Source organism: Citrobacter sp. Cs237, assembly GCF_030332325.1.
In the GTDB taxonomy this organism is placed as follows: Bacteria; Pseudomonadota; Gammaproteobacteria; order Enterobacterales; family Enterobacteriaceae; genus Citrobacter_A; species Citrobacter_A sedlakii.
Genome location: NZ_JAOWIB010000093.1, coordinates 190,220 through 215,845, shown reverse-complemented (window position 1 = coordinate 215,845; position 25,626 = coordinate 190,220). Strand labels below are relative to the sequence as shown.

At 54.1% G+C, this 25,626-nt stretch carries 29 protein-coding genes and 1 tRNA gene; 11 read left to right on the top strand and 19 right to left on the bottom strand.

Going from position 1 to position 25,626, the window contains the following annotated elements; genetic code table 11:
* Positions 1 to 86: 86 nt before the first annotated feature.
* Positions 87 to 1,307, top strand: coding sequence for a multidrug efflux MFS transporter MdtG (gene mdtG / locus OGY07_RS05445; RefSeq protein ID WP_042284729.1), 1,221 nt, complete (start codon positions 87 to 89; stop codon positions 1,305 to 1,307).
* 82 nt (positions 1,308 to 1,389) lie between these two features.
* Positions 1,390 to 1,764, top strand: coding sequence for a MysB family protein (locus OGY07_RS05440; protein ID WP_042284731.1), 375 nt, complete (start codon positions 1,390 to 1,392; stop codon positions 1,762 to 1,764).
* Here the strand turns inward: OGY07_RS05440 and OGY07_RS05435 are convergent, their stop codons facing one another.
* The 3 genes from OGY07_RS05435 to mdoG all read right to left on the bottom strand — a co-directional run bounded on the left by OGY07_RS05435 (position 1,765) and on the right by mdoG (position 6,155).
* Positions 1,765 to 1,992 (bottom strand): YceK/YidQ family lipoprotein, encoded by a 228-nt coding sequence (locus OGY07_RS05435; protein WP_060571361.1) that lies wholly within the window; start codon positions 1,990 to 1,992, stop codon positions 1,765 to 1,767.
* A gap of 106 nt (positions 1,993 to 2,098) precedes the next feature.
* Positions 2,099 to 4,627, bottom strand: a complete 2,529-nt coding sequence (mdoH, locus tag OGY07_RS05430; RefSeq protein ID WP_286599162.1) for a glucans biosynthesis glucosyltransferase MdoH — start codon at positions 4,625 to 4,627, stop codon at positions 2,099 to 2,101.
* The gene (mdoG, locus tag OGY07_RS05425) at positions 4,620 to 6,155 is read right to left on the bottom strand and encodes a glucans biosynthesis protein MdoG (protein ID WP_082636903.1); all 1,536 of its coding nucleotides are present in this window, start codon (positions 6,153 to 6,155) and stop codon (positions 4,620 to 4,622) included. Before mdoG ends, mdoH begins: the two co-directional genes overlap by 8 nt.
* Before the next feature lie 278 nt (positions 6,156 to 6,433).
* Between mdoG and mdoC the strand changes: the two genes are divergently transcribed.
* The gene (mdoC, locus tag OGY07_RS05420; protein ID WP_286599160.1) at positions 6,434 to 7,594 is read left to right on the top strand and encodes a glucans biosynthesis protein MdoC; all 1,161 of its coding nucleotides are present in this window, start codon (positions 6,434 to 6,436) and stop codon (positions 7,592 to 7,594) included.
* An 11-nt stretch (positions 7,595 to 7,605) separates the two neighbouring features.
* On the opposite strand, the gene OGY07_RS05415 is transcribed toward mdoC, so the two are convergent.
* The 6 genes from OGY07_RS05415 to csgB all read right to left on the bottom strand — a co-directional run bounded on the left by OGY07_RS05415 (position 7,606) and on the right by csgB (position 11,483).
* Positions 7,606 to 9,087, bottom strand: a complete 1,482-nt coding sequence (locus OGY07_RS05415) for a phospholipase D family protein (protein ID WP_286599157.1) — start codon at positions 9,085 to 9,087, stop codon at positions 7,606 to 7,608.
* Positions 9,029 to 9,562 (bottom strand): O-acetyl-ADP-ribose deacetylase, encoded by a 534-nt coding sequence (ymdB, locus tag OGY07_RS05410; RefSeq protein ID WP_060571364.1) that lies wholly within the window; start codon positions 9,560 to 9,562, stop codon positions 9,029 to 9,031. The genes OGY07_RS05415 and ymdB overlap by 59 nt, the downstream gene beginning before the upstream one ends.
* 89 nt (positions 9,563 to 9,651) lie before the next feature.
* Positions 9,652 to 9,984, bottom strand: coding sequence for a YmdA family protein (locus OGY07_RS05405; protein WP_286599154.1), 333 nt, complete (start codon positions 9,982 to 9,984; stop codon positions 9,652 to 9,654).
* Positions 9,985 to 10,136: 152 nt separating this feature from the next.
* Positions 10,137 to 10,469 carry a curli assembly chaperone CsgC gene (gene csgC, locus OGY07_RS05400; protein ID WP_042283815.1) on the bottom strand — a complete coding sequence of 111 codons (333 nt, stop codon included), beginning with the start codon at positions 10,467 to 10,469 and terminating at the stop codon, positions 10,137 to 10,139.
* A 59-nt stretch (positions 10,470 to 10,528) separates the two neighbouring features.
* On the bottom strand, positions 10,529 to 10,987 hold the full coding sequence (csgA, locus tag OGY07_RS05395) for a curli major subunit CsgA (RefSeq protein WP_042283817.1): 459 nt from the start codon (positions 10,985 to 10,987) through the stop codon (positions 10,529 to 10,531).
* 40 nt (positions 10,988 to 11,027) lie between these two features.
* Positions 11,028 to 11,483, bottom strand: a complete 456-nt coding sequence (gene csgB / locus OGY07_RS05390; protein WP_042283819.1) for a curli minor subunit CsgB — start codon at positions 11,481 to 11,483, stop codon at positions 11,028 to 11,030.
* Positions 11,484 to 12,245: 762 nt separating this feature from the next.
* Here csgB and csgD point away from each other — a divergent pair.
* From csgD to csgG, 4 genes are read left to right on the top strand one after another with little or no spacing between them, the layout of a single operon-like run.
* A complete protein-coding gene (csgD, locus tag OGY07_RS05385; RefSeq protein WP_042283821.1) occupies positions 12,246 to 12,896 on the top strand; it encodes a biofilm master transcriptional regulator CsgD in 651 nt (216 codons plus the stop codon).
* A 3-nt stretch (positions 12,897 to 12,899) separates the two neighbouring features.
* On the top strand, positions 12,900 to 13,289 hold the full coding sequence (gene csgE / locus OGY07_RS05380; protein ID WP_199957792.1) for a curli production assembly/transport protein CsgE: 390 nt from the start codon (positions 12,900 to 12,902) through the stop codon (positions 13,287 to 13,289).
* A 25-nt stretch (positions 13,290 to 13,314) separates the two neighbouring features.
* Complete coding sequence (gene csgF, locus OGY07_RS05375) at positions 13,315 to 13,731, top strand: curli production assembly/transport protein CsgF (RefSeq protein ID WP_286599149.1); 417 nt, start codon at positions 13,315 to 13,317, stop codon at positions 13,729 to 13,731.
* A 25-nt stretch (positions 13,732 to 13,756) separates the two neighbouring features.
* Positions 13,757 to 14,590, top strand: a complete 834-nt coding sequence (gene csgG / locus OGY07_RS05370) for a curli production assembly/transport protein CsgG (RefSeq protein ID WP_042283829.1) — start codon at positions 13,757 to 13,759, stop codon at positions 14,588 to 14,590.
* A 46-nt stretch (positions 14,591 to 14,636) separates the two neighbouring features.
* Here csgG and OGY07_RS05365 read toward each other — a convergent pair whose 3' ends face one another.
* From OGY07_RS05365 to ghrA, 4 genes are all read right to left on the bottom strand, one after another.
* A complete protein-coding gene (locus tag OGY07_RS05365) occupies positions 14,637 to 15,119 on the bottom strand; it encodes a DUF1097 domain-containing protein (protein ID WP_131729058.1) in 483 nt (160 codons plus the stop codon).
* Between the two features lie 100 nt (positions 15,120 to 15,219).
* Complete coding sequence (locus OGY07_RS05360; RefSeq protein WP_205612133.1) at positions 15,220 to 15,774, bottom strand: TorD/DmsD family molecular chaperone; 555 nt, start codon at positions 15,772 to 15,774, stop codon at positions 15,220 to 15,222.
* A gap of 23 nt (positions 15,775 to 15,797) precedes the next feature.
* Positions 15,798 to 16,535: a phosphatase gene (locus tag OGY07_RS05355; RefSeq protein WP_286599141.1), complete on the bottom strand. Its 738-nt coding sequence runs from the start codon at positions 16,533 to 16,535 to the stop codon at positions 15,798 to 15,800.
* A gap of 86 nt (positions 16,536 to 16,621) precedes the next feature.
* Complete coding sequence (gene ghrA / locus OGY07_RS05350; RefSeq protein ID WP_060571371.1) at positions 16,622 to 17,560, bottom strand: glyoxylate/hydroxypyruvate reductase GhrA; 939 nt, start codon at positions 17,558 to 17,560, stop codon at positions 16,622 to 16,624.
* A 233-nt stretch (positions 17,561 to 17,793) separates the two neighbouring features.
* Between ghrA and OGY07_RS05345 the strand changes: the two genes are divergently transcribed.
* A tRNA-Ser gene (locus tag OGY07_RS05345) sits at positions 17,794 to 17,881 on the top strand.
* 388 nt (positions 17,882 to 18,269) lie between these two features.
* Here the strand turns inward: OGY07_RS05345 and ruvB are convergent.
* From ruvB to aspS, 6 genes are all read right to left on the bottom strand, one after another.
* On the bottom strand, positions 18,270 to 19,280 hold the full coding sequence (gene ruvB / locus OGY07_RS05340; protein WP_042283850.1) for a Holliday junction branch migration DNA helicase RuvB: 1,011 nt from the start codon (positions 19,278 to 19,280) through the stop codon (positions 18,270 to 18,272).
* 8 nt (positions 19,281 to 19,288) lie between these two features.
* Positions 19,289 to 19,900, bottom strand: a complete 612-nt coding sequence (gene ruvA / locus OGY07_RS05335) for a Holliday junction branch migration protein RuvA (RefSeq protein WP_042284736.1) — start codon at positions 19,898 to 19,900, stop codon at positions 19,289 to 19,291.
* Positions 19,901 to 19,979: 79 nt separating this feature from the next.
* Complete coding sequence (ruvC, locus tag OGY07_RS05330) at positions 19,980 to 20,501, bottom strand: crossover junction endodeoxyribonuclease RuvC (RefSeq protein WP_286599134.1); 522 nt, start codon at positions 20,499 to 20,501, stop codon at positions 19,980 to 19,982.
* A 34-nt stretch (positions 20,502 to 20,535) separates the two neighbouring features.
* Positions 20,536 to 21,279: a YebC/PmpR family DNA-binding transcriptional regulator gene (locus OGY07_RS05325; RefSeq protein ID WP_042283855.1), complete on the bottom strand. Its 744-nt coding sequence runs from the start codon at positions 21,277 to 21,279 to the stop codon at positions 20,536 to 20,538.
* Between the two features lie 27 nt (positions 21,280 to 21,306).
* Complete coding sequence (gene nudB / locus OGY07_RS05320; protein ID WP_042283858.1) at positions 21,307 to 21,750, bottom strand: dihydroneopterin triphosphate diphosphatase; 444 nt, start codon at positions 21,748 to 21,750, stop codon at positions 21,307 to 21,309.
* Between the two features lies 1 nt (position 21,751).
* Positions 21,752 to 23,524 (bottom strand): aspartate--tRNA ligase, encoded by a 1,773-nt coding sequence (aspS, locus tag OGY07_RS05315; protein ID WP_042283861.1) that lies wholly within the window; start codon positions 23,522 to 23,524, stop codon positions 21,752 to 21,754.
* A gap of 242 nt (positions 23,525 to 23,766) precedes the next feature.
* Between aspS and OGY07_RS05310 the strand changes: the two genes are divergently transcribed.
* Genes OGY07_RS05310 through OGY07_RS05300 form a run of 3 tightly spaced genes read left to right on the top strand, consistent with a single transcriptional unit; the run spans position 23,767 to position 25,593 of the window.
* Entirely contained in the window at positions 23,767 to 24,333 is a 567-nt protein-coding gene (locus OGY07_RS05310; protein WP_060571374.1) for a hydrolase, read from the top strand.
* Positions 24,330 to 25,148 carry a DUF72 domain-containing protein gene (locus OGY07_RS05305; RefSeq protein ID WP_042283866.1) on the top strand — a complete coding sequence of 273 codons (819 nt, stop codon included), beginning with the start codon at positions 24,330 to 24,332 and terminating at the stop codon, positions 25,146 to 25,148. The genes OGY07_RS05310 and OGY07_RS05305 overlap by 4 nt, the downstream gene beginning before the upstream one ends.
* 49 nt (positions 25,149 to 25,197) lie before the next feature.
* Positions 25,198 to 25,593, top strand: coding sequence for an MAPEG family protein (locus OGY07_RS05300; RefSeq protein WP_042283868.1), 396 nt, complete (start codon positions 25,198 to 25,200; stop codon positions 25,591 to 25,593).
* Positions 25,594 to 25,626 lie beyond the last annotated feature (33 nt).

Below are 25,626 nucleotides of genomic sequence, written 5' to 3'. Positions count from 1 at the left end.
GTTTCCGGGTCCGGAGCATACTTAAGTCACGTTAGAATAAATTGTTTTTTCATCCTGCGCTGCCGCGCAACAAACTGCGGATCGCTATGTCACCCTCAGATACACCAATAAACTGGAAACGCAATCTCACCGTCGCCTGGCTCGGCTGCTTCCTGACCGGCGCCGCCTTCAGCCTGGTGATGCCCTTTCTGCCGCTCTACGTCGAACAGCTCGGCGTAACGGGCCATAGTGCGCTGAATATGTGGTCCGGCCTGGTGTTCAGCATCACCTTTTTGTTTTCCGCCATCGCCTCGCCGTTCTGGGGAGGACTCGCCGATCGCAAGGGCAGAAAGATGATGCTGCTGCGTTCTGCGCTGGGCATGGCGATCGTCATGCTGCTGATGGGCATGGCGCAAAATATCTGGCAGTTTTTGGCGCTGCGCGCCCTTCTGGGTCTGCTTGGCGGGTTTATTCCTAACGCCAACGCGCTGATCGCCACCCAGGTGCCGCGCAACAAAAGCGGTTGGGCGCTGGGCACGCTGTCAACCGGCGGCGTCAGCGGCGCGCTGCTCGGCCCGCTGGCGGGCGGTCTCCTTGCCGATCAGTATGGCCTGCGTCCGGTGTTTTTTATCACCGCCAGCGTCCTGCTGGTCTGCTTTCTGCTGACGCTGTTTTTTATTCGTGAAAACTTCACGCCCGTCAGCAGGAAAGAGATGCTTCATGTTCGTGAGGTTGTCGCCTCGCTGAAGAATCCCAGACTGGTGCTCAGCCTGTTCGTCACCACGTTGATTATTCAGGTCGCGACCGGCTCTATTGCGCCAATACTGACGCTATACGTACGCGAACTGGCGGGCAACGTCAGTAATATCGCGTTTATCAGCGGGATGATCGCCTCGGTGCCAGGCGTTGCGGCTCTGCTCAGCGCTCCGCGCCTGGGTAAACTGGGCGACCGTATCGGTCCGGAAAAAATCCTGATCGTCGCGTTAATTATCTCCGTTTTGCTGCTGATCCCAATGTCGTTCGTACAGACGCCGTGGCAGTTAGCGATCCTGCGCTTTTTACTCGGCGCCGCAGACGGCGCGCTGTTACCCGCAGTACAAACGTTGCTTGTCTATAATTCGACCAATCAAATCGCCGGGCGCATCTTCAGCTACAATCAGTCATTTCGTGATATCGGTAACGTGACCGGGCCATTAATGGGCGCGGCGATCTCCGCCAGCTACGGTTTTCGCGCTGTCTTTCTGGTCACGGCGGGCGTGGTGCTGTTTAATGCCGTTTATTCCTGGTACAGTTTGCGCCGTCGCGCCGTGTCGCGCGTGACTGGATGATTCTTCAGGATTCATCCTTGCAAAATCCCAGAATCAGCTATTCTTTCCCTGAATACTTCATCGCATTAAAGGGAGAAACATGATGACTATGTACGCAACGCTGGAAGAAGCCATTGACGCCGCCCGTGAAGAGTTTCTGGCTGACAATCCAGGCCTGGAACAAGATGACGCCAGTGTCCAACAGTTCAACGTGCAAAAATATGTGCTTCAGGATGGCGACATCATGTGGCAGGTTGAATTTTTTGCCGACGAAGGCGAAGAAGGGGAATGTCTGCCGTTGCTCAGCGGTGAAGCCGCGCAAAGTGTTTTTGACGGCGATTATGATGAGATTGAAATCCGTCAGGAATGGCTGGAAGAAAATACGCTTCACGAATGGGATGAGGGTGAGTTTCAGCTTGAGCCGCCGCTGGATACCGAAGAAGGTCAGGCTGCGGCCGATGAGTGGGACGCGCGTTAATTAGTCATAGGGACCGTGATGCATGTCGAGCGGGAGCAGCAGGGTGTCAAACACCAGCGAGAACGGCAGATCGAGTATGGTAAGGTAGCGCCAGGCTGAATCCCGCACGTCCCATTGAACACCCGGATAGTACTGGTTACCGTGCCCCTGTCCGGGGATGGTCCGGCTGATGACGCTACCGCATCCAGACAACAGCATCACCATCATAGCCACCGCAATGACGCGCATAATCTCCCTCCCCACCCTTATTCTTCGTGGAAAAAAATACCGGCGCAAGCCGGTATTTAACACTGCATGATGCCGGATACGCGAAGCAGCATCCGGCAACCGCGCATTACGGTTTACGTAGCGCCTGCGGGTTAAGCGTAATCCCCTGATAGTAATTCACCCAGGAGGAATATCGCTCAGGTGAATTCCACACCCGATAATGCAGGCGCGCCATTGTCACCGGATCGCTCAACAGCACCAGACGGCGGTCGCGGTTGAGTTTTTCCGGCGTTTCGTTCAGCGCCTGCTCAACGTGGCGGTCACGGGCGATCTCCAGCACCTGGCTGGCGCGGTGACGCGCGGTCGCCATAGCGGTGGCGAGGGCGTTAAACGACGGGTTAAACACCGCATGCATAAAGCCATCATCCAGCGAACGGTTACGGTTCATCACCAGGTACTTATCGGTATCGACCAGCACCTGCGGCGGTGAATACTCCTCGGGGATCAGGAACAGCTTCCAGCGTTTGGTGCGCAGACCGACCGTCGAACGGCTGGATATCACCGACACGAACGGCGACAGGATCAGCGAGAACACAATCGGCGCCAGCCAGAACAGGAAACGCAGATCCAGCCACGCCATGCCCACCGCCCAGACCAGACCGAGCAGCAGTTGCGAACCGTGGCGCATAAACGCCTCGCCCCACGGGGTAGAGTCATCATCACGCTGCGGCGAGTTCCAGACCACTTCCCATCCCAGGAAGGCGCTGACCACAAACACGGTATGGAACAGCATACGCACCGGCGCCAGCAGCACCGAAAACAGCACCTCAAGCAGCAGCGACAGCGTGACCCGAATAAACCCGCCGTATTCTTTGGTGCCTTTGCACCAGATAAGCAGAATACTCAGCAGCTTCGGTAAGAACAGCAGCACCATCGTGGAGGCAAACAGCGCAATCGCCAGTTCCGGACGCCATTGCGGCCACACCGGGAACAGCTGACGCGGTTGCAGGAAGTATTGCGGTTCCGTCAACGCGTGCACCACCTGAAGGGCCGTTGACAGCGCCAGGAACATAAACCACAGCGGCGCCGACAGATACGACATCACCCCGGTCAGGAACACGGCGCGATGCACCGGGTGCATCCCTTTTACCAGGAACAGACGGAAGTTCATCAGGTTGCCGTGACACCAGCGGCGGTCACGTTTCAGTTCGTCAAGCAGGTTCGGCGGCAGCTCTTCATACGAACCGGGTAAATCGTAGGCGATCCACACGCCCCAGCCTGCACGACGCATTAGCGCCGCTTCCACGAAGTCGTGAGACAGAATGGAGCCCGCAAACGACCCTTCGCCCGGCAGCGGCGCCAGCGCGCAATGCTCGATAAACGGCTTCACGCGAATAATGGCATTGTGGCCCCAGTAGTGCGATTCCCCCAGTTGCCAGAAGTGCAGACCGGCGGTAAACAGCGGTCCGTAGACGCGCGTCGCAAACTGCTGGCAGCGGGCGTACAGGGTATCCATTCCGGAGGCTTTCGGCGATGACTGGATGATCCCGGCATTCGGGTTCGCTTCCATCAGTCGCACCAGCCCGCTGAGACACTCCCCGGTCATGACCGAGTCAGCATCCAGCACCACCATATAGCTGTACTGGCTTCCCCAGCGACGGCAGAAGTCGTCAATGTTACCGCTTTTACGCTTCACACGACGACGACGGCGACGATAGAAGATCTGCCCTTCGCCCTGCACTTCGGCAATCAGCTCCATCCACGCCTTTTGCTCTGCCACGCAGATATCGGGGTTGTAGCTGTCGCTCAGAATGTAAACGTCGAAATGCGCCGCGTTGCCGGTCGCCTTTACCGACTCCCACGTCGCCCGCAGACCGGCAAAGACGCGGTCCACGTCTTCGTTACAGATCGGCATAATCAGCGCGGTACGGTGTTCAGGGTTCAGCGACTCATCGCCAACCGTGGACGCGGAAATACTGTACTTATCGCGGCCAATTAACAGTTGCAGGAACCCCATCAGCGCGGTCCAGAAACCCGCGGATACCCAACAGAACAGCACCGCGAACAGGATCAGGATCCCGGTTTGCAGCACATACGGCAGCAGCTGCATAAAGGAAACCCACAGGTCCTGCCCGACCATATCCATCGGATTGATCAGCGCCCAGCCCTGATAAGGAAGAATGGTCTTCATATACCAGGTGGCGACGAAGGTCTGCGCCAGGGTCAGCAGTAGCAAAATGTAGCGACGAATCGTACCGACGGTACGCCATTTCTGCTCGCTTTCCTGCTCCTCTTTGGTCAGACGAGAAAGGTAGCGCGGCGTGACGTCACGGCCACGCAGACGATCCCAGAAGCGTCCAACCGGGTTAGTGCGCCACGGGTCGGGAAACATAGACGAACGTTTGGCTTTCGGCATGGCCTGGAGCTGATCGCGTCCTTCATCGTCTTTGATCAGTTGCCCTTCCGGCAGCGAATTCGGCCAGGCCTGCTCCAGGCGCGCTTTCACAGACCCCTGCGGTGAATCGTCTTCTCGCGAGTAACGGCGATGCTCGGCATCCAGCGCTTCATGTACTGCGCGGATGTCAGTGTTCGGCAGCGCCGCTTTCTCGATGTCCGAGAGCGGCATTGCATCAATGTACTCAGTTGTCTTATTCATTGGCAGGTAACTGGTAGCTCCAGGTTTCACTCAGCGTCTGGTCGGCGTTGACCAACGCCGCACGCATTTCCGTGGTTTTCTTCGCGTCTTTCACTTTTACGCGCAGCGTCAGACGCCACCCTTTGGTGACCGGGTTATAACGCACGGTATTTTCTACGATCTCGCCGTTGTCGCCGATGCTGGTTTGCGCGGTAACCGGGGTATCCTGCGGCAGCTTTTTCATGTCGGTGCCGGCAAAATCCACGATAAACGCGATGGTGCCGTCAGGCTGGCGAATGAGATTCGACTGTTTGACGTCGCCGGTAGAACGGCGCGTCTGCTGCACCCACGCGTTATCCGGCGCATGAAGTTTGTCTTCATCGCGGCTGAACGTCAGGGTGTATTTGAAGTTCATCTCTTTGCCCGCTTCAGGCAGTTGATCCGGAGTCCAGTACGCCACGATGTTATCGTTGGTTTCATCGTTGGTCGGAATTTCAACCAGCTCAATTTTCCCTTTGCCCCATTCGCCTTTCGGCGTAATCCAGGCGCTCGGACGCAGATCGTAGCGGTCGTCGAGATCTTCAAAACGGGAGAACTGGCGACCGCGCTGCAGCAGGCCAAAGCCCTGCGGGTTCTCCATCGCGAAGCTGCTCACCGCCAGATGTTTAGGGTTGTTCAGCGGACGCCAGATCCATTCGCCGTTGCCCGCGTGGATCGACAATCCGTTAGAATCATGCAGCTCCGGGCGGTAGTTGGTGGTCGGCGACGGCTGGTTCGGCCCAAACAGGAACATACTGGTTAACGGCGCAACGCCCAGTTTGCCGACTTTGTCGCGCAGATATACTTTTGACTGGACGTCGACCACGGTGTCGCGCCCAGGAATGATGACAAAACGATAGGCGCCGGTCGCGCGCGGGGAGTCCAGCAGCGCGTAAATGGTCAGGCGTTTGTCCGTCGGTTTTGGACGTTCGATCCAGAACTCACGGAAACGGGGAAATTCTTCGCCTGAAGGCAGCGCGGTATCAATCGCCAGCCCACGGGCAGACAGGCCATAAACCTGTCCGGCGCCCAGTACGCGGAAATAGCTCGCGCCAAGCATGCTGACGATTTCATCGTTTTTGTCTTTGCTGTTGATCGGGTACAGCACTTTAAAACCGGCGAATCCGAGATCCTTTACCGTGTCTTTGTCATGCTGTACGTTGCCAAAATTGAAGTAATCCGGGCTGTATTTGATTCTTTTAACCGTCGTCGCGGTCACTTCGTTGATTTTGACAGGGGTGTCGAAGTACATACCCTGGTGGTAGAACTCGAGCTTGAATGGGGTCTTGATATTGCTCCAGTAGGCTTTATCGCGATTAAACTGGATCTGCTGATAGTCCGCGTATTTCATATCGCGGAAAACGGAGGGCAAGTTGCTTTTTGGCGCCTCATAGCCTTTACCGGCTAAGGATTGCGCTTGTTTTGCGACGTCATCGATGGTGAAAGCCCAACCAGACGTGGTGGACAACGCGAACATGACGGCTGCACCCAACCAACGCATTTTCATCATTTGTGGTTTATGTTTCATAATAAGTAAGCACTTCCCCCTTTGTGTGCTTATATCGATCCGATCTATTTTAATGGATAATCAGGCATTAGGACAACTGAATCCCTGTATTGTTCAGCACGCTGGCTCATGCTTTAAGCATCCGTCTGAGCCTTTTTCACTTTGCGTGCTTATCCTGGAGACAGGCTGCTGTCCTTCGTGTAGGGTTGCCCCCGAATGTAACTATTATTCGTCTTAGGGATAAGGCGATTAGTCTGAGAATCTGAGAATACGAAACCTCTATGAATTCCGTACCCGCGCAGCGTGAATATTTTCTTGACTCCATCCGCGCCTGGCTGATGTTGTTGGGTATCCCTTTCCATATCTCGTTAATCTATTCCAGCCACACCTGGCACGTGAACAGCGCCGACTCGTCATGGTGGCTCACCGTGTTTAACGATTTTATCCATGCATTCCGTATGCAGGTTTTTTTCGTTATTTCAGGGTATTTTTCATACATGTTATTTTTGCGTTATCCGCTTAAACGCTGGTGGAAAGTGCGCGTTGAGCGGGTCGGCATTCCCATGCTGACCGCTATTCCGTTGCTGACGCTGCCGCAATTTATTATGTTGCAATATGTGAAAGGGAAAGCGGAAAACTGGCACACGCTCTCTTTGTATGACAAATATAATACGCTGGCGTGGGAGTTAATTTCACACCTGTGGTTTTTACTGGTTCTGATAATATTAACAACCGTAAGCCTGTGGCTATTTAGTCTGCTGCGCAATAAATGGACAGCGGCGAATAAAAGTCGCCTCACCACCCTTTCGATGTCAAAACTGACGCTGATCTTTTTATTCACCGGAGTCGGTTATGCGGCAATCAGACGAACGATTTTTAGTGTTTATCCGTCGATTCTCAGTGATGGCATGTTCAATTTCGTCGTCATGCAAACGCTATTTTATGTGCCTTTCTTTCTCCTCGGCGCGCTGACGTTTATTTCGCCGGAACTCAAAGCGCTGTTCACCAGGCCGTCTCGGGGCTGCACGCTGGGCGCAGCCTTCGCCTTCGCGGCCTATCTGTTGAACCAGCGCTATGGCAGCGGCGACGCCTGGATGTACGAAACGGAGTACGTGATCACCATGGTGATGGGACTGTGGATGGTTAACGTGGTGTTTTCATTAGGGCATCGCTTACTCAATTTTCAATCCGCCCGTGTGACTTACTTTGTTAATGCTTCGTTGTTTATCTATCTGGTGCATCATCCGTTGACGCTGCTCTTTGGCGCGTATATTACCCCGCATATCACCTCCAATCTGCTCGGGTTCCTTTGCGGGCTGGTATTTGTGATAGGTATTGCGCTGGCGCTCTACGAAATTCATTTACGCATACCGCTGCTGAAGTTCCTTTTTTCGGGTAAGCCTGCGGTAAAACAGAGTAAAAACGCCAGCGTGGCGAATTAACACCCGCCCGGTTACAGTAGCCATTCGACAGGCAAAATGGTCGCCAGTCGCACCAGAACCCGCTTCCAGAACCCGGTTGCGGGTTCTTTTTTTAGCACGACTTCCCGGTCGTTCTGGTGGTCGACCCAGTTAATGCGCCCCCAGCGATCGAGGCGCAACTGCCAGGCGGCGTTGCGCTGGCTTTCAGTAAAGCGCTTATGAATTAAGGTCGCCAGCGAATCGCTTTCGATAACAAATCCCATCTCGGTATTCAGCAGCGTCGAGCGCGGGTCAAAATTGAGAGAGCCGATGAACACGTTGCGCCCGTCAATACTGAAGGTTTTAGCGTGCAGGCTGGAGCCGGAATTACCGGTCAACCCCCGATCGTGCACCACCGTTTCGTGCTCCCGGGTAGGCTTGAGTTCGTACAATTCGACGCCATAGCGCAACAGTTTTTTCCGCCAGCGGGCGTAACCGGCATGGACCACGGCAACATCATTGGCCGCCAGCGAGTTAGTCAGAATCGCTATCCTGACGCCTTTTCTCACCAGTTGCAGCAGTTGAGCGACACCCGCCCGGGTCGGCACAAAATAGGCGGATATAATGTCAATCCGCTCCTCGGGCGATCCCATCACGTCGAATAATCGCTGCGGCAACAGCGAGTGACGCTGCGCTTTTCCCTCTCCTTTTGCCGGATCATCGCTAAGCAGCCGGGTTTTCGCCCAAATCAGCGGGAGCGAGGCGTGTTCAAGCTGCGACATAAACTGGCTGGTTTCCAGCTTATGCAGATAACGGCGCGTGATCTCATCGTTATACCAGGATTCCGGAAGCTCTATCCGTTCAGTGATCTCTTGCTCGGAAAGCGAAAGCACAGACTTTAGCGTCGAAACCGATCCGCAGCGCCAGTAGCGCTCGAAATCATCGGCAACATCCTGCACCACCGGGCCAATAGCCATTACGTCGAGATCGGAAAACAGCGGTTCCTGCCCGGCGCCAAAATAGGCATCGCCAACGTTACGCCCGCCGACCAGCGTCACAACGCCATCCACGGTGAAGCTTTTATTATGCATCCGGCGGTTAAGTCTGGCGAAATCGGTCAGATAGCCCAGCGCCCGCAGCATGCGAAAGGAGAAAGGATTAAACAGGCGGACTTCAATATTCGGATGGCCGTCAAGCAGTTGCAGCGTATCGTCAAGGCCAGGCGTGTTGTTATCGTCCAGCAGCAGGCGGACGTGAACCCCGCGTCTCGCCGCCGCCAGCAGGACTGCGAACAGGAGTCGCCCTGACATATCATTTTCCCAGATGTAATACTGGATATCGAGCGTGCGCTCCGCCATTTCGGCTAGCCGATAACGGGCCGCAAACGCATCAAGGCTGTCGTCCAGCGCCAGGATGCCGCACTTCCCCGGATGACGCTCACATACAGGGATAATGGCATGCGCGAGCCGGGTCAACTCATTCGTCGCCTTGTTGGGTGAGTAAACGCTGGTAAAGTCGGGTAGTTTCTTCGTCATAACAGACAAAGTATATCTGCTCCGGTGAAGCGCGACGGGTGATGAAGTCTGAAACTGTGTTCACCGCAATTTCTGCCGCCGCCGCCCGCGGATAGCCATAGACGCCAGTGCTGATGGCCGGAAAGGCAATCGACTGATACCCATTCGCCAGCGCCAGATTCAGACTGTTGAAGTAAGCGTCATGCAGCAGTTGCGCTTCATTATGCTCACCGCCGCGCCAGACCGGGCCGACCGTATGTATCACCGCCTTCGCCGGTAGACGTCCTGCAGCGGTAATGACCGCGTGTCCGGTTGGACAATCGCCCTGTTGTTGCCGGACCTTCATGCAGGCCTCCAGCAGTTCCGGACCGGCTGCACGGTGAATGGCCCCATCAACCCCGCCGCCGCCCATCAGCGACGCGTTAGCGGCGTTAACGATCACATCAACAGCGACGGTGGTGATATCGCCGTGAATAACATGAATACGCGATTCCATAGGTTCTCCTTGCAGAACGTTCTTTTTCAAGTGTACAGCAGGCCACCCAGTGAAATCGCCTTTTTCGTGCAGAGATTCCGTTGTCATTGTTAACGGTAATTGATGTTCATCACCGCGAGCGTTTTGTTTTTATCAATGTACTGCATGTTGACAGACGCGATCTGTTTAAAATGGTGAGGGGCGTTGATCAATTCCTGTGGTGAATAGTACTGAGTGTGGATTTGCCCTCCGCGATTGCAGGACAGCGCAAAGCGGTGTTGAACGCGATCCACCTCGCATGGCGGCTCGACAATCTGACCGGTAAAACGTATGACGCCCCCCTGGTGGTCTGCATCAGCGATCGCGACGGCGGAAAAGAGAGAAAAGAGAGAAAAGAGACTAAGAGTTAAAACGGTTTTTAGTACAGTGACAGAAAGCTGCATTGTGATTTCCTCAATGATCATTCATCCTTGAGGGTTATGTTTTCCCTTACTGCTGCGATTGCCGGGTACGGGAGTAACGCCATCTGCGTTACTCTATTCATAGTCCAGCAAACCCACCTCCGCCACTCAAAAATGTACAAATAATCAGCAATTTATGACGATGTCGCAGAGGGCGGCCATTGTTGTGATAAATGCAGTGACTGTCCGTCAGAAACAGTAACAACTATTTTAACGGTGTCCTGTGGTGAAATAGTTAAGCTCAGTTTCGTCAAATCAATGGCTTGATTAGCTGGTAAAGAAAGCGTCTTTTTTTGCGTTGACTGGCTTCGCCCGGCGAGGCCTTCCCGAAGGGTCAGAATTTGTATCTGGCAGAGACAGGGTTGCGTCAATGTGACCTGCGGAATAATGGTGTACATCTCGCCCTGTTGATGGGTGGAAAAGGTGATCTGGCTGGACAAGGCGGCCAGAAGAAGAACCGTTTGCATAGAGACCTCGCAAAAAAAACAGGGCTTACGCCCTGTTTATTGTTCAGCGACTGGCTGAATCAGTATTGGTTGGCCGTCGCGTTGTTGCCAAAGCCAGCCTGTGACACCAGCACGCTGGAATCAGACGCCGTCTGGTTCACCAGCGCAGCGTTCTGCCCACCATACTGGCTGACAGTAATATCCGAGTTTTTGGCGTTCCACTGATCGATGGTCGCGTTGTTACGGAATCCACTCTGGGTCAGATCGATGGTGCTGTTGTCAGCCCCCTGGCCGACGTCGGCGCCGTTAGCAACGCCATTTTGATGAATGGTGGTATCCGATTTACGCGCATCGCTTTGCAGAGCAAGCGCAGCGTTATTCACCCCGGACTGATAGATGCTCAGGGTCGATTCCGGGCCAGAGCTGTTACCGTTGCCGCCGCCGTGATTACCGCCGCCACCCCATTGTGGAACGGAACCCGCCAGCGCACTGCCAGAAACGACGATTGCTGCAAATGCTGCCACTTGTACAAGTTTCATGGTAAACCCCCATCGGATTGATTTAATTGTCGCTCAGGTATTAGCGTTGAGTCACGCGAATAGCCATATGCGACTGTCTCTGCACAACAACTGCTGATTTCTGCGTACCGTATTGCGTAATATTCGCTTTATTACCCGAGCCTTTCTGGATAATCATCGCGCTATTGCCGTATTGATTTTGCGAAATACTGGCATCATTGCCCTGTCCCGTCTGATCGATATAAGCAATGTTATACGCTCCGGACTGTTCCACCTTTGCGCGGTTATTTCCGCCTTCTTGCGAAATAACCGATAAAAGTTTAGATCCCTGCTGGCGTATCTTTGCATTGTTCTCCGTACCGACCTGACCAATTATGGCAGCCTGATTAAATGAAGATTTGCTTAATTCATTCACCGCAAAGTTATATTCCGAGCCAGCTAAGTCATAACTGGTCGCGGTGGCAATCCCAGGCGCGCCCAGCATTGTTAATATCGCAAATAAGACTGTCTTCTTCATGTTATCACCTTGGACCTGGCGTTATATCAATTCAATAATACCCGCAGGAATTATTGTTAACGGCAGACCTAATTTGTTAACGCCGCGTTACGATGAAGAGTATGTCCGGGGAAACATTTTAAATAACTCACCCACCAGTTGTATTTTGTTATCCTCGCTCACACCAAAGTATGAATTCGCATTGCGTCAGGTGTTTTGCTCCGTAGATTATTTTTTGCTTCATTTCGGCACCCTGAATGGTGCTGGCATTCATCGCTCTGGTGATCCCATTACTGGCGTTGTAACCCGTTAGGCACAGAAAAAGCTGAACAAGTCGTTACAGGCCCGCCGTTTTTCTGTGGTTTACGTTGATCGGCAAGCGCGATCGTCAAAATGGAATTGACGCAGAGAGAAAAAATCCGTTAGATCCGAATTAATATCATTATAAAACAAAGGATTAAGTTAATTTGTATGATTTTTTAAATGTGTGCAATTATTTTCCCCTGTACAACTTTCCTCTCAATTCTGAACGTATAATTCAGGACTAAATCATAAATTAATATATAATTTTACATCTTGTTACACGTTTAACACTTGCTTTAAGATTTGTAATAGCTAGATTGAAATCCAGCAGTCATTCATTGGTATTACTATTTTGTCCCATTCGGGCTGATTCTACTCTTTTTCTACACACAGCAGTGCAACATCTGTCAGTACTTCTGGTGCCTTCAATTTTTATCAGGCAGCTGTCAGATGTGCGACTAATAAAAGTGGGGTTTCATCATGTTTAATGAAGTCCATAGTATTCATAGTCCTACATTATTGTTAATAACCAAACCTTCCCTGCAGGCAACAGCTTTATTGCAACATTTAAAGCAGTCGCTGGCGATAAACGGGAAACTGCATAATATACAGCGTTCTCTGGAAGATATTTCGTCTAACGGTATTGTGTTAGTGGATATGATGGAAGCGGATAAGAAGCTTATTCACTATTGGCAGGATAATTTAAGCAGAAAAAACAACGCGATAAAAACGCTCTTATTAAACACGCCTGACGAATATCCTTTCCGGGATATCGAAAGCTGGCCGCATATTAACGGTGTGTTTTACGTCTCCGACGATCAAGAACGCGTGGTGCATGGTCTGCAGTGTATTCTGCGGGGCGAATGCTATTTTTCGCAGAAACTGGCCAGTTACCTCATTACCCATTCCGGTCATTACCGCTATAACGGTACCGAGTCAACGCTGCTAACGCATCGTGAAAAAGAGATCCTCAACAAGCTACGAATTGGCGCTTCTAATATCGAAATCGCCCGCTCATTGTTCATCAGTGAAAACACGGTGAAAACGCATCTTTATAATCTTTTCAAAAAGATAGCTGTTAAAAACCGGACTCAGGCGGTGTCGTGGGCAAACGATAACCTCAGGCGCTAGCCCATGAAACGCGCAATAACCTGGCTGATTATCGCACACCTTTTGCTTGCTAACGCGAACCTACAGGCTGTTGAAGTGGAAGTACCCGGCCTGATCACGGACCATACCGTTTCGTCTGTCGGGCACGATTTTTATCGCGCATTCAGCGAAAAATGGGAAAGCGAGTATACAGGCAATTTAACCATTAACGAGCGTCCCAGCGCGCGCTGGGGAAGCTGGATCACCATAACGGTTAATCAGGACGTTATTTTTCAGACTTTTTTATTTCCAACGAAAAGAGATTTTGAAAAAACGGTGGTCTTTGCCCTTGCGCAAACGGAAGAAGCGTTAAACCGTCGGCAAATAGATAAAACGCTATTGAGCACCAGCGATTTAACACACGATGAATTCTAAATAACTTTCTTGTCCGGAGGCTGTCATGTCTGTCAAACATGCAGTAGTTGCACTCATGCTTATTTCACCCTTAAGTTGGGCCGGAAATATGACATTTCAATTCCGTAATCCCAATTTTGGTGGAAACCCTAATAACGGTTCTTTTTTACTGAACAGCGCACAGGCGCAGAATTCATACAAAGCCCCAAGTTATGATGATGATTTCGGAATAGAAACGCCGTCCGCGCTGGATAATTTCACGCAGGCAATTCAGTCGCAAATTTTAGGTGGCTTACTTACCAATATCAATACCGGTAAGCCCGGAAGAATGGTGACCAACGATTTTATTGTGGATATCGCCAACCGGGATGGGCAATTGCAGCTAAACGTCACGGACCGAAAAACAGGCAAAACCTCGACCATCGAAGTGTCAGGTTTACAGTCGCAATCCACCGACTTCTAGGCATTAGCCGCGTAAGGAATTCATCATGCAGCGCTTAATAATTTTGATCGCCGTGACATTGCTCAGCGGGTGTTTAACCGCGCCGCCCAAAGAAGCGGCGAAGCCGACATTAATGCCCCGTGCGCAGAGCTATAAGGACTTAACGCATTTACCTGCGCCCACCGGCAAAATTTACGTCTCGGTCTATAACATTCAGGATGAAACCGGTCAGTTTAAACCCTACCCGGCCAGTAACTTTTCCACTGCGGTCCCCCAGAGCGCCACTGCAATGCTGGTAACGGCCTTAAAGGATTCCCGCTGGTTTATCCCGCTTGAGCGCCAGGGGCTGCAGAATCTGCTTAACGAACGCAAGATCATTCGCGCCGCACAGGAAAACGGTACCGTCGCGATCAATAACCGGATCCCGCTTCAGTCGTTAACCGCCGCGAATATTATGGTTGAAGGTTCGATTATCGGCTATGAGAGTAACGTGAAGTCGGGCGGCGCGGGGGCGCGCTATTTTGGTATTGGCGCCGATACGCAGTATCAGTTGGATCAGATTGCCGTGAATCTGCGGGTGGTTAACGTCAGCACCGGCGAGATCCTCTCCTCTGTTAATACCAGCAAGACGATTTTGTCTTATGAAGTCCAGGCGGGCGTATTCCGCTTCATTGACTATCAGCGGTTGCTGGAGGGCGAAATCGGCTATACCTCCAATGAACCGGTGATGCTGTGTCTGATGTCAGCTATAGAGACCGGCGTCATTTTCCTGATAAACGATGGCATCGACCGTGGGCTTTGGGATTTGCAGAATAAAGCGGAGAGGCAGAATGATATTCTGGTGAAATATCGACATATGTCGGTACCGCCAGAGTCATGATGAACATTTCACTGTTGGATGACAGCGCAGCGCCATCAGGCGCTGCTCATTTACTGATGACCGTTTGCACATTCTGCCTTTCGCGGCGCGAAGCCAGCCACAATCCACTGTTTTTCATCGCGAAGCCAAACAGCAGCCCCACCGCCAGCGAGGGCAATACCAGCCGCCAGTCGCCCTGTCCGGCAAACGTGGCGCAAGCGCCAATAAAGGTTCCAGGCACAAACGATAACAGCACCTGCCTCGCCTGGATGCACATCAGAAACGCCACGACGCCAGTCATGACGTAGCCAACGATCTCTAGATGCGGCGTCAGTGCGCTGCCGTGAATAATGACCAACGCCCACACCACCCCGCTTAACAGCGTTGAGGCCGAGATAACGAGGCCTTTCAGTCCGCCCTGCGGGCAGGCAAAATAGGCTGTACAGCCCAAAAAACCGGCCCAGCTCAGTAAACCAAGAGAAACGGCCACCCATCCCCAAATCCCGGAGAGGATGCCCGTCGTAATTGCAATACAGAGAAGTATGTTCATGCCGCGCATCATAGCAGAAAACGACATGATGAATGAGATCGCGCACACAAATCATGCAACAAGATTCGTACGTTACAAAACTAAAGTGATTTAGATCACATTACTCGCCAGACTCTTCCTCTAATTCATCCCACATCGCACCGATAGCGTCACGGGTAAGGGGCGCCATTGTCCGCCAAAACGGGGTAACCGCATGGGCTTCCACTTTCCCCAGAAAAGTGCCGCACCACGGCAGGATGTAATCAGCGAACAAGGTTTCCAGCGCTTCGCTTTCATCTTCCGCTGATTGATCTTCCAGCCATGAGGCCGCCAGCAGCAGAGTTCCAATATGATCGGCGGGCGTATCAGCAAGCGGCATCCCGCGCGCAGACAAAAATGCGCGCACTTCCGCTTCCGTTGCCCCTTCTACCCATGCGCTACGGTATGGCGGCACCGAACACTCCGAGCCGACAAACAGCGCGTTATAATCCGCCGCCAGCTGCGACATGTCACAACTCTTCTGCAAACGGCTTAACAGTTCGTCCTGCTCAAGCGGCCAGTTAGCCGACAGCTTGCCCTCGCGAATAAGGGTAAAAAGCGGAACCAGCAACGGATCCTGGGGTTGGCGGTAATACAACGATCCCAGCACGCGGCACAGGATAGAAAACTCGTTCATCAAAATCGTCCAGTCAGTGGTGATTAAAGGTCTGCAAACTCTGGAATGGGCGCCATTCCGCGGGTCTCAAGGAAATTCAGCAACCGTCTCGGCGTCACGTTTAAAATGCGCTCTTCAGGGAAGCCCACATCATCCAGGATCTTACGGCACTCACCGAAGTCGCCCATGGTAAAAGCGGTATGGGAATCGGAACCCAGCGCAACCCAACCTCCGGCATCGCGTACCGCAGCAGCCACGGCGCGACAGTTGGCTTCGCTGCCCTTCCGGGAGTGCAGGAAGGAGGAGTTGTTAATTTCCAGCGCCACCTGATTCTTTGCCGCGGCTTCGGCGATGGCGGTGATATCGACCGGATATTTTGGGTTACCCGGGTGACTAATGATATGCACCACACCGCTGGCCATGGTGTTGATCATTGCCTGGGTATGCGTGGCTTCATCATGTGGCGCAAAAACCGGCTCATGAAACCCGGCGATGATCAGATCCAGTGAAGTGAGCATGGGGCCGGTGCAGTCAATTTCACCGTCGACATTCTTGATATTCGCTTCAATGCCTCGCAGGATCCCTACCCCATCCACCAGTCGCGGCCAGATACGCATGTTGATAAAATGCCAGTGGTGCGGCGCATCCGCCATATCCGGGCCATGATCGGTGATCGCAAACAGCTTCAGCCCCTGGCGTTTCGCCTGCGCGATATAATCACTGAGGGTACTGTAGGCATGGGTGCTGGCAACGGTATGCATATGCAGGTCAACGGGATACATGTCTCTCTCCTGTAGTCATTTTTCGACAAGGATAGCAGGAATCGCCCACGTTTATTAGCGTTAACCCGGCGCAAGCCGGGCTGGCGTTAATAACCTCGCGTGCGATCGACCTGTCCGCTGACCGTTTCGCCATTTTCGAGTTGCTGAATAGTGCGCGAGATATACGCGACGGCTTCCGCCGGACGTGTCACTGCAGCCACATGCGGCGTCATTGCCACCCGGGGATGCGCCCATAGCGGGCTGTCGGCAGGGAGCGGTTCACGACTGAACACATCGAGCATGGCACCTTTCAATTTTTCGCGGTTCAGCGCGTCTAACAAATCGTCTTCATTGACATGTACGCCCCGCGCGAGGTTAAGTACATAAGCGCCGTCCTGCAATTGATCCAGCAGTTCGCCATTAATAATGCCGACCGTTTCTGCGGTATTGGGCAATAGGTTGATTAACACGCGCGTCTGGCTGAGAAACGCGCCAAGCTCTTCTGTTCCGGCAAAGCTCTCCACGCCTGGCCAGGATTTGCGGCTGCGGCTCCAGCAGCGTAGCGGAAATCCCCAGACCTGCAGGCTTTCGGCGACTTTCGCCCCCAGCACGCCCGCCCCCATGATGCCGACGGTAAATTCCTCGCGGCTGTATTCCGGTAGCGGTTGCCACTGGCGCTGATTTTTTAGCGCCTGGTAATCGTCAAAACGTCGGAACCAGTGCAGCACCTGACTGACCGCATATTCCTGCATTTGCAGGCCCATTCCGGTATCTTCCAGGCGAAATAGCGGGATTGCCGGGTCAAGCATGTTGGGATGGGCTTTGAGTTTGCTGAGTATCGAGTCCACTCCCGCACCGAGTGCAAATACCGCCTTCAGTCTGCGACCTTCAAGCATTTCGACAGGCGGATGCCAGACCAGGGCGTAGTCCGCCGGATCGTTATCGCCCGGTTTCCACGCCCTCACTTTTGCGTTTGGGATAGCGTTTTCCAGTGCGGTGATCCACCAGGGGGTATCAAACGTAGGGTGATAAAAAATGATATCCATACTGACTCCTGCGGGTTGTTGTGCGGCATCGGGCGCACTTATTATCATCGTTTTCAAAAGGATGTTCAGCATAGCAAATTCCCGGACGCTGGCAAAAAAAGCAGTTTCCGCTCAATTAAGCTGCATGTTGGTGGAAGTTTGTGTAAACGCACGGTTTTTGCGAAAAGTTGATTGACGCAGGCGCGGTATTTCCCTAAATTAGCGCCCGTTCCGGTAACGCGGAGCGACAATTTGGTGAGGTGTCCGAGTGGCTGAAGGAGCACGCCTGGAAAGTGTGTATACGGCAACGTATCGGGGGTTCGAATCCCCCCCTCACCGCCATATTTGAGAAAGCGCCCGTACGAAAGTATGGGCTTTTTTTTTCGCATATTGCACATTCCGGGGGGATGAGAACCCCCGACCGGGGTCGACAATGGGCGCCGCCCGTTGGACAGACCGGACGCGCAGCGAACGGGCTGCCCGTAGGGCGAGCGAAGCGAGTCAATCCCCCCCTCACCGCCATATTTGAGAAAGCGCCCGTACGAAAGTATGGGCTTTTTTTTCGCATATTGCACATTCCGGGGGGATGAGAACCCCCGACCGGGGGTCGACAACGGGCGCAGTAAGCTCCCGCCATCTTCTTCAGGAAAAACACCGCACAAAAGCACAGGCTTTATTTCGCCGTTCCAGACCTGATAAGGATGACGCCATCAGGCGTCACTCAGCAGATTTAAGGCATTTCCGGCGGGGTGATACCAAAATGGTTCCAGGCCCGCACCGTCGCCATTCTTCCGCGTGGCGTACGTTGCAAAAAGCCCTGCTGAATTAAATACGGCTCCAGCACATCTTCAATGGTTTCGCGCTCTTCACCGATTGCCGCCGCCAGGTTATCGAGACCGACCGGACCGCCAAAGAACTTATCAATCACCGCCAGCAATAGCTTGCGGTCCATATAATCAAACCCTTCCGCATCGACATTCAGCATGTCCAGCGCCTGGGCGGCAATATCCGCTGAAATCGTGCCATCATGCTTCACTTCGGCGAAATCACGGACGCGTCTGAGCAAGCGGTTGGCAATACGCGGCGTACCGCGCGCGCGTCGCGCGACTTCCAGCGCCCCGTCATCGCTCATCTCAAGCCCCATAAAGCGAGCGCTGCGGCCCACAATATGCTGAAGATCGGGCACCTGATAAAACTCAAGGCGCTGGACGATACCAAAGCGGTCGCGCAGCGGCGAAGTCAACGATCCGGCGCGGGTTGTCGCGCCAATCAGCGTAAACGGCGGTAAATCGATTTTGATAGAGCGCGCTGCAGGTCCTTCACCGATCATAATGTCCAGCTGATAGTCTTCCATCGCCGGGTACAGCACCTCTTCCACCACTGGCGACAGTCGATGGATCTCATCGATAAACAGTACGTCATGCGGTTCCAGGTTGGTGAGCATCGCCGCCAGGTCACCGGCTTTCTCCAACACCGGGCCTGATGTGGTACGCAGGTTCACGCCCATTTCATTTGCCACGATATTCGCAAGCGTGGTTTTGCCAAGCCCCGGCGGTCCAAAAATCAGCAGATGGTCAAGCGCGTCGCCGCGTAGTTTCGCCGCCTGGATAAATATCTCCATTTGCGAACGCACCTGCGGTTGACCAATATATTCATCCAGTAATTTCGGGCGAATGGCACGATCGGCCACCTCTTCTGCAATGGTGGCGCCTGCCGAAATCAGGCGATCTGCTTCTATCATCCTTTACCTCATAACGCGGCGCGCAGGGCTTCGCGGATCAGTGTTTCACTGCTGGCGTCCGGGCGAGCGACTTTACTCACCATGCGGCTGGCTTCCTGAGGTTTATAGCCCAGCGCCACCAGCGCCGCAACCGCTTCCTGCTCGGCGTCTTCCACCGCCGGGCTGGCCGGAGAGGTCAGCACCAGATCGGCCGCAGGGGTAAACAGATCGCCGTGCAGACCTTTGAAACGGTCCTTCATTTCGACGATCAGGCGTTCGGCGGTTTTTTTGCCAATGCCGGGCAGCTTCACCAGCGCGGCGGGATCTTCACGCTCGACGGCGTTAACGAACTGCTGTGCGGACATCCCGGAGAGAATTGCCAGCGCCAGTTTTGGCCCCACGCCGTTGGTTTTAATCAACTCTTTGAACAGAGTACGCTCTTGCTTGTTGTTGAAACCGTACAGCAGTTGCGCGTCTTCGCGCACCACAAAATGGGTAAAGACCGTCGCTTCTTTTCCGGATTCCGGGAGCTCATAAAAACAGGTCATCGGCATATGCACTTCGTAACCGACGCCGCCCACTTCAAGCAACACCAGCGGGGGTTGTTTTTCCAGAATAATGCCTCTGAGTCTGCCTATCACATTACGCTCCTGCGTTGGGGCCGAAAAATAAAGCTGTATCATAAAAAAAGGCTGGATAGATATCCAGCCTCATTTGTCATTATCGCAAACGACCTCGCGCAAGATTGAGACGCGACTCGCTTATTTGCATCGCATTCTGACTGACGTGGCAGTGAGTGATGGCAATTGCCAGCGCATCCGCCGCATCGGCCTGTGGATTGGCCGGGAGTTTCAGCAAGGTGCGCACCATATGCTGCACCTGGCTTTTCTCAGCGCTACCGATGCCCACCACGGTCTGCTTCACCTGGCGCGCCGCATATTCAAACACCGGCAGCGCCTGGTTGACCGCTGCGACAATCGCCACGCCGCGCGCCTGCCCCAGCTTGAGCGCGGAGTCCGCATTCTTCGCCATAAACACCTGTTCAATAGCGAAGTAGTCTGGCTGAAACTGGGTGATGATTTCCGTCACGCCCGCGTATATCAGCTTCAGGCGCGACGGAAGGTCGTCCACTTTCGTACGGATGCAGCCGCTACCGAGATAGGTCAGCTGTCTGCCGACCTGGCGAATTACGCCATAGCCGGTCACGCGAGAGCCCGGGTCAATACCCAGTATGATGGACATCACGCGCCTCCGGTGGTAACGGGATTAAGCCACATCATTCTAAGGTAGCTGCAACCTCATCAGAGATTTCACCGTTGTGGTAAACTTCCTGCACGTCGTCACAATCTTCAAGCATGTCGATCAGACGCAGCAGTTTTGGCGCGGTTTCCGCATCCATGTCCGCTTTGGTTGACGGGATCATAGACACTTCCGCGCTGTCCGCTTTCAGACCTGCGGCTTCCAGCGCGTCACGCACTTTACCCATATCTTCCCACGCGGTGTAGACGTCAATCGCGCCGTCGTCGAAGGTCACCACATCTTCCGCACCCGCTTCCAGCGCCGCTTCCATAATGGTGTCTTCATCGCCCTGCTCAAAGGAGATCACGCCTTTTTTGCTGAACAGATAGGCCACGGAACCGTCGGTACCCAGGTTACCGCCGCATTTGCTGAACGCATGACGCACTTCCGCAACAGTACGGTTACGGTTGTCAGACAGGCATTCCACCATGATTGCCGTACCGCCAGGACCGTAACCTTCATAGATGATGGTTTCCATGTTGGCATCATCATCACCGCCCACACCGCGGGCAATCGCGCGGTTCAGGGTGTCACGGGTCATGTTATTGGACAGCGCTTTATCAACCGCTGCGCGCAGACGTGGGTTAGCGTCCGGATCGCCACCGCCCAGTTTGGCAGCCGTCACCAGTTCACGAATGATTTTGGTGAAGATTTTACCGCGCTTAGCATCCTGCGCCGCTTTACGATGTCTGGTGTTGGCCCATTTACTATGACCTGCCATAAATATTTCCTCAAAAAGCATGCCTTTTCAGGCGATGTTAATTACAAATTCTTCAATCGCCTGCCGGTTGCTCCACGACTTGGTGAGCGCCGCCGCCGCGGGCGCATCAAGCCACTGGTAGGTCAGGTGTTCGGTGAACACAATCTGCCGCTCATGCGGCAACGCAAGGCAGAACCAGGATTCTGTATTGCGCGCCACGCCCGGCGCATAGCGATGACGTAAATGTGAAAAAATCTCAAACTCCACCGTGCGCTGACAGTCGATTAAGGTCAGTTGCTCAGCGGCAACGTCAATGGCGACCTCTTCCTTTACTTCACGCACGGCGGCTTGCGACGCGGTTTCACCGTCTTCAAGGCTTCCGGTTACCGACTGCCAGAAATCCGGGTCGTCGCGTCGCTGCAACATCAGCACTTTCCCGGTGTCTTTTGCATAGATTACGACTAACACCGAGACAGGCTGTTTGTATGCCATATCAGTTTTTCTCTGCCTTTTTGACCACGTCGATACCCAGCTCAGCCAGCGCTGCCGGGTTCGCGAAGCTCGGCGCTTCGGTCATCAGACAGGCTGCGGCGGTCGTTTTCGGGAAGGCAATAACGTCACGAATATTATCGGTACCGGTCAGCAGCATGGTCAAACGATCCAGACCAAATGCCAGACCCGCATGTGGCGGCGTGCCGTATTTCAGCGCATCCAGCAGGAAGCCGAACTTCTCACGCTGTTCCTGTTCGTTAATCCCCAGAATGCCAAACACGGTCTGCTGCATTTCGCCGTTATGAATACGTACGGAACCGCCGCCCACTTCGTAACCGTTAATGACCATGTCGTAGGCATTGGCGACCGCATTTTCCGGCGCGGCTTTTAGCTCAGCGGCGGACATGTCTTTCGGCGAGGTGAATGGGTGGTGCATTGCGGTCAGACCGCCTTCACCGTCGTCTTCAAACATCGGGAAGTCGATCACCCACAGCGGCGCCCACTTGCTTTCGTCGGTGAGATTCAGATCTTTACCCAGTTTCAGACGCAGCGCGCCCAGCGCATCGGCCACCACTTTCTTGTTGTCCGCGCCGAAGAAGATCATATCGCCATCCTGGGCGGCGGTGCGCTCGAGGATCGCGTCAACAATTTCCGCGTTGAGGAATTTCGCGACCGGGCTGTTGATGCCTTCAAGTCCCTTCGCGCGCTCATTGACCTTAATGTAGGCCAGACCTTTTGCGCCATAGATCTTGATGAAGTTACCGTAGTCGTCGATCTGCTTACGGCTCAGCGCCGCGCCGCCGGGTACGCGCAGCGCGGCTACGCGCCCTTTCGGATCGTTCGCCGGGCCGGAGAATACCGCGAATTCGACGGACTTCAGCAGATCGGCAACGTCCACCAGCTCCATCGGGTTGCGCAGATCCGGCTTGTCGGAACCGTAGCGGCGCTCGGCTTCCGCAAAGGTCATAATGGGGAAATCGCCCAGATCCACGCCTTTCACGTCCAGCCACAGGCTACGTACCAACGCTTCCATCACTTCACGCACCTGTTCGGCGGTCATGAAGGAGGTTTCCACATCGATCTGGGTAAATTCCGGCTGACGGTCAGCGCGCAGGTCTTCGTCGCGGAAGCATTTCACGATCTGGTAATAGCGGTCAAAGCCGGACATCATCAGCAACTGCTTAAACAGCTGCGGCGACTGCGGCAGCGCGTAGAATTTGCCTTTATGCACGCGGGACGGCACCAGGTAGTCGCGCGCGCCTTCCGGCGTGGCTTTGGTCAGCATCGGCGTCTCAATGTCGAGGAAGCCGTGATCGTCCATAAAGCGGCGCACCAGACTGGTGATTTTCGCGCGGGTCTTCAGACGCTGCGCCATTTCCGGACGGCGCAGATCCAGATAACGGTACTTCAGACGCGCTTCTTCTGTGTTGACGTGGTTTGAATCAAGCGGCAGCGATTCTGCGCGGTTGATGATAGTCAGATCGGAGGCCAGCACTTCAATTTCGCCGGTGGCCATCTCGCTGTTGACGTTTTTCTCGTCACGCGCACGCACGGTGCCCGTCACCTGAATGCAGAACTCATTACGCAGTTCAGAGGCCAGCTTTAATGCGTCCGCACGATCCGGGTCGAAAAAGACCTGCACGATGCCTTCACGATCGCGCATATCGATAAAGATCAGGCTGCCAAGATCACGACGACGGTTGACCCAACCACACAGAGTCACCTGCTGCCCCACGTGGGACTGACGGAGCTGTCCGCAATATTCTGTACGCATGAGATATCCCTTAATAAGCCGCAGGCTGTTTTGTCGCAGCTTTAACTGTATGTCACAACTGGATGAAAAAAGGCGGCTATTATACTGGAAATTCCGCCTGACGATAAGTCCGCTACAGACTGTACGCGTGTTTCGTACGCGGGTATTGCGTATTCTCACAAAAAATAACAAAAATTGTCGTCCGTCACACGGGCAATCGCGATTAAGGTGTAACGGAATTTTGAATTTCGACGGGAGTTATCATGCTGCAACTGAACGCTAAAACCACCGCCCTGGTGGTCATTGACCTGCAGGAAGGGATTTTACCCTTCGCTGGCGGCCCGCATTCCGCCACTGACGTCGTGACGCGCGCTGCCCGCCTGGCGGAGGCGTTTCGCGCCAACGGTTCGCCGGTGGTGATGGTTCGCGTTGGCTGGTCCGACGATTATGCCGAAGCGCTTAAACAGCCCGTTGACGCCGTGACGCCCGCGCACCCGCTGCCGGAAAACTGGTGGACGTACCCGCAGGCGCTGGGTAAAGCCGAAAGCGATCTGGAAGTGACCAAACGCCAGTGGGGCGCTTTTTACGGGACCGACCTTGAACTGCAACTGCGCCGTCGGGGTATCGACACTGTCGTGCTGTGCGGTATCTCCACCAATATCGGCGTAGAATCAACTGCCCGCAACGCCTGGGAACTGGGTTTCAGCCTGATCATCGCCGAAGACGCCTGCAGCGCGGCCAGCGCCGAACAGCATCAGGGCAGCATGACCCACATCTTCCCGCGTATCGCCCGTGTGCGTAGCGTGGACGAGATCGTTCGCGCCTTATGATATACATCGGCCTGCCGCAATGGTCGCACCCCAAGTGGGTGCGTCTGGGGATCAACGGTCTGGAAGAGTATGCCCGCCACTTTAATTGCGTGGAGGGCAATACCACCCTGTACGCGCTTCCCAGGGCGGAGATTGTCGAACGCTGGTACGCGCAAACCACGGATGATTTTCGCTTCTGCTTTAAGTTTCCGGCGACCATTTCGCATCAGGCGGCTCTTCGCCACTGTGATGATCTGGCGCATGCATTTTTTAGCCGCCTGTCCCCGCTGGAGACGCGCATCGGGCAGTACTGGCTGCAGCTTCCCGCGACCTTTGGCCCACAGGACCTTCCTGCCCTCTGGTCGTTTCTCGACGCGCTGCCAAAGGGCTTCACTTACGGCGTCGAGGTTCGTCATCCGGAATTTTTTGCCAAAGGCGACGCGGAACAGTTGCTGAACAGCGGTCTGCATCAGCGCGGCGTAAACCGGGTTATTCTCGACAGCCGACCGGTCCACGCGGCGCGCCCGCACACCGAAGCCATACGCGACGCCCAACGCAAGAAGCCGAAAGTGCCGGTTCATGCGCTGGTGACAGCAAACACTCCGATGGTGAGATTCATCGGCAGCGATGATATGGCGCAGAATCAATCGTTTTTCGCCGACTGGCTGACGAAACTGCCACGCTGGGAGCAAACCACCACGCCGTATCTTTTTTTGCACACCCCGGATATCGCGCAGGCGCCGGAGCTGGTCGACACCCTGTGGGAAGATTTGCGCGCGGTGTTGCCAGTGATCGGATCAGCACCCTCCATCCCACAGCAATCTTCTCTTTTCTGAAATTGCCCCCTATCATAAGGGCGTGCCATCTGCCAAAAAGGGACATTGTATGGTAAGCGCGCTATATGCCGTATTAGGTGCGTTGCTGTTAATTAAGTTTTCATTTGATGTCGTCCGTCTGCGAATGCAGTACCGCGTTGCCTATGGCGACGGTGGTTTTAGCGAACTGCAGAGCGCCATTCGTATCCATGGCAATGCGGTAGAATATATTCCGATCGCGATGGTGCTCCTGCTGTTTATGGAAATGAATGGCGCAGAAACGTGGATGGTGCACCTGTGCGGCATCATTCTGCTTGCCGGTCGGCTGATGCATTACTACGGTTTCCATCAGCGGCTGTTCCGCTGGCGTCGGTCAGGCATGAGCGCCACCTGGTGCGCGCTGTTGCTAATGGTGCTGGCGAACCTGTGGTATATGCCGTGGGAGTTGGTTTTCTCCCTGCATTAGCGCACAATACGCCCCTTTATTTTTCCCGGATTT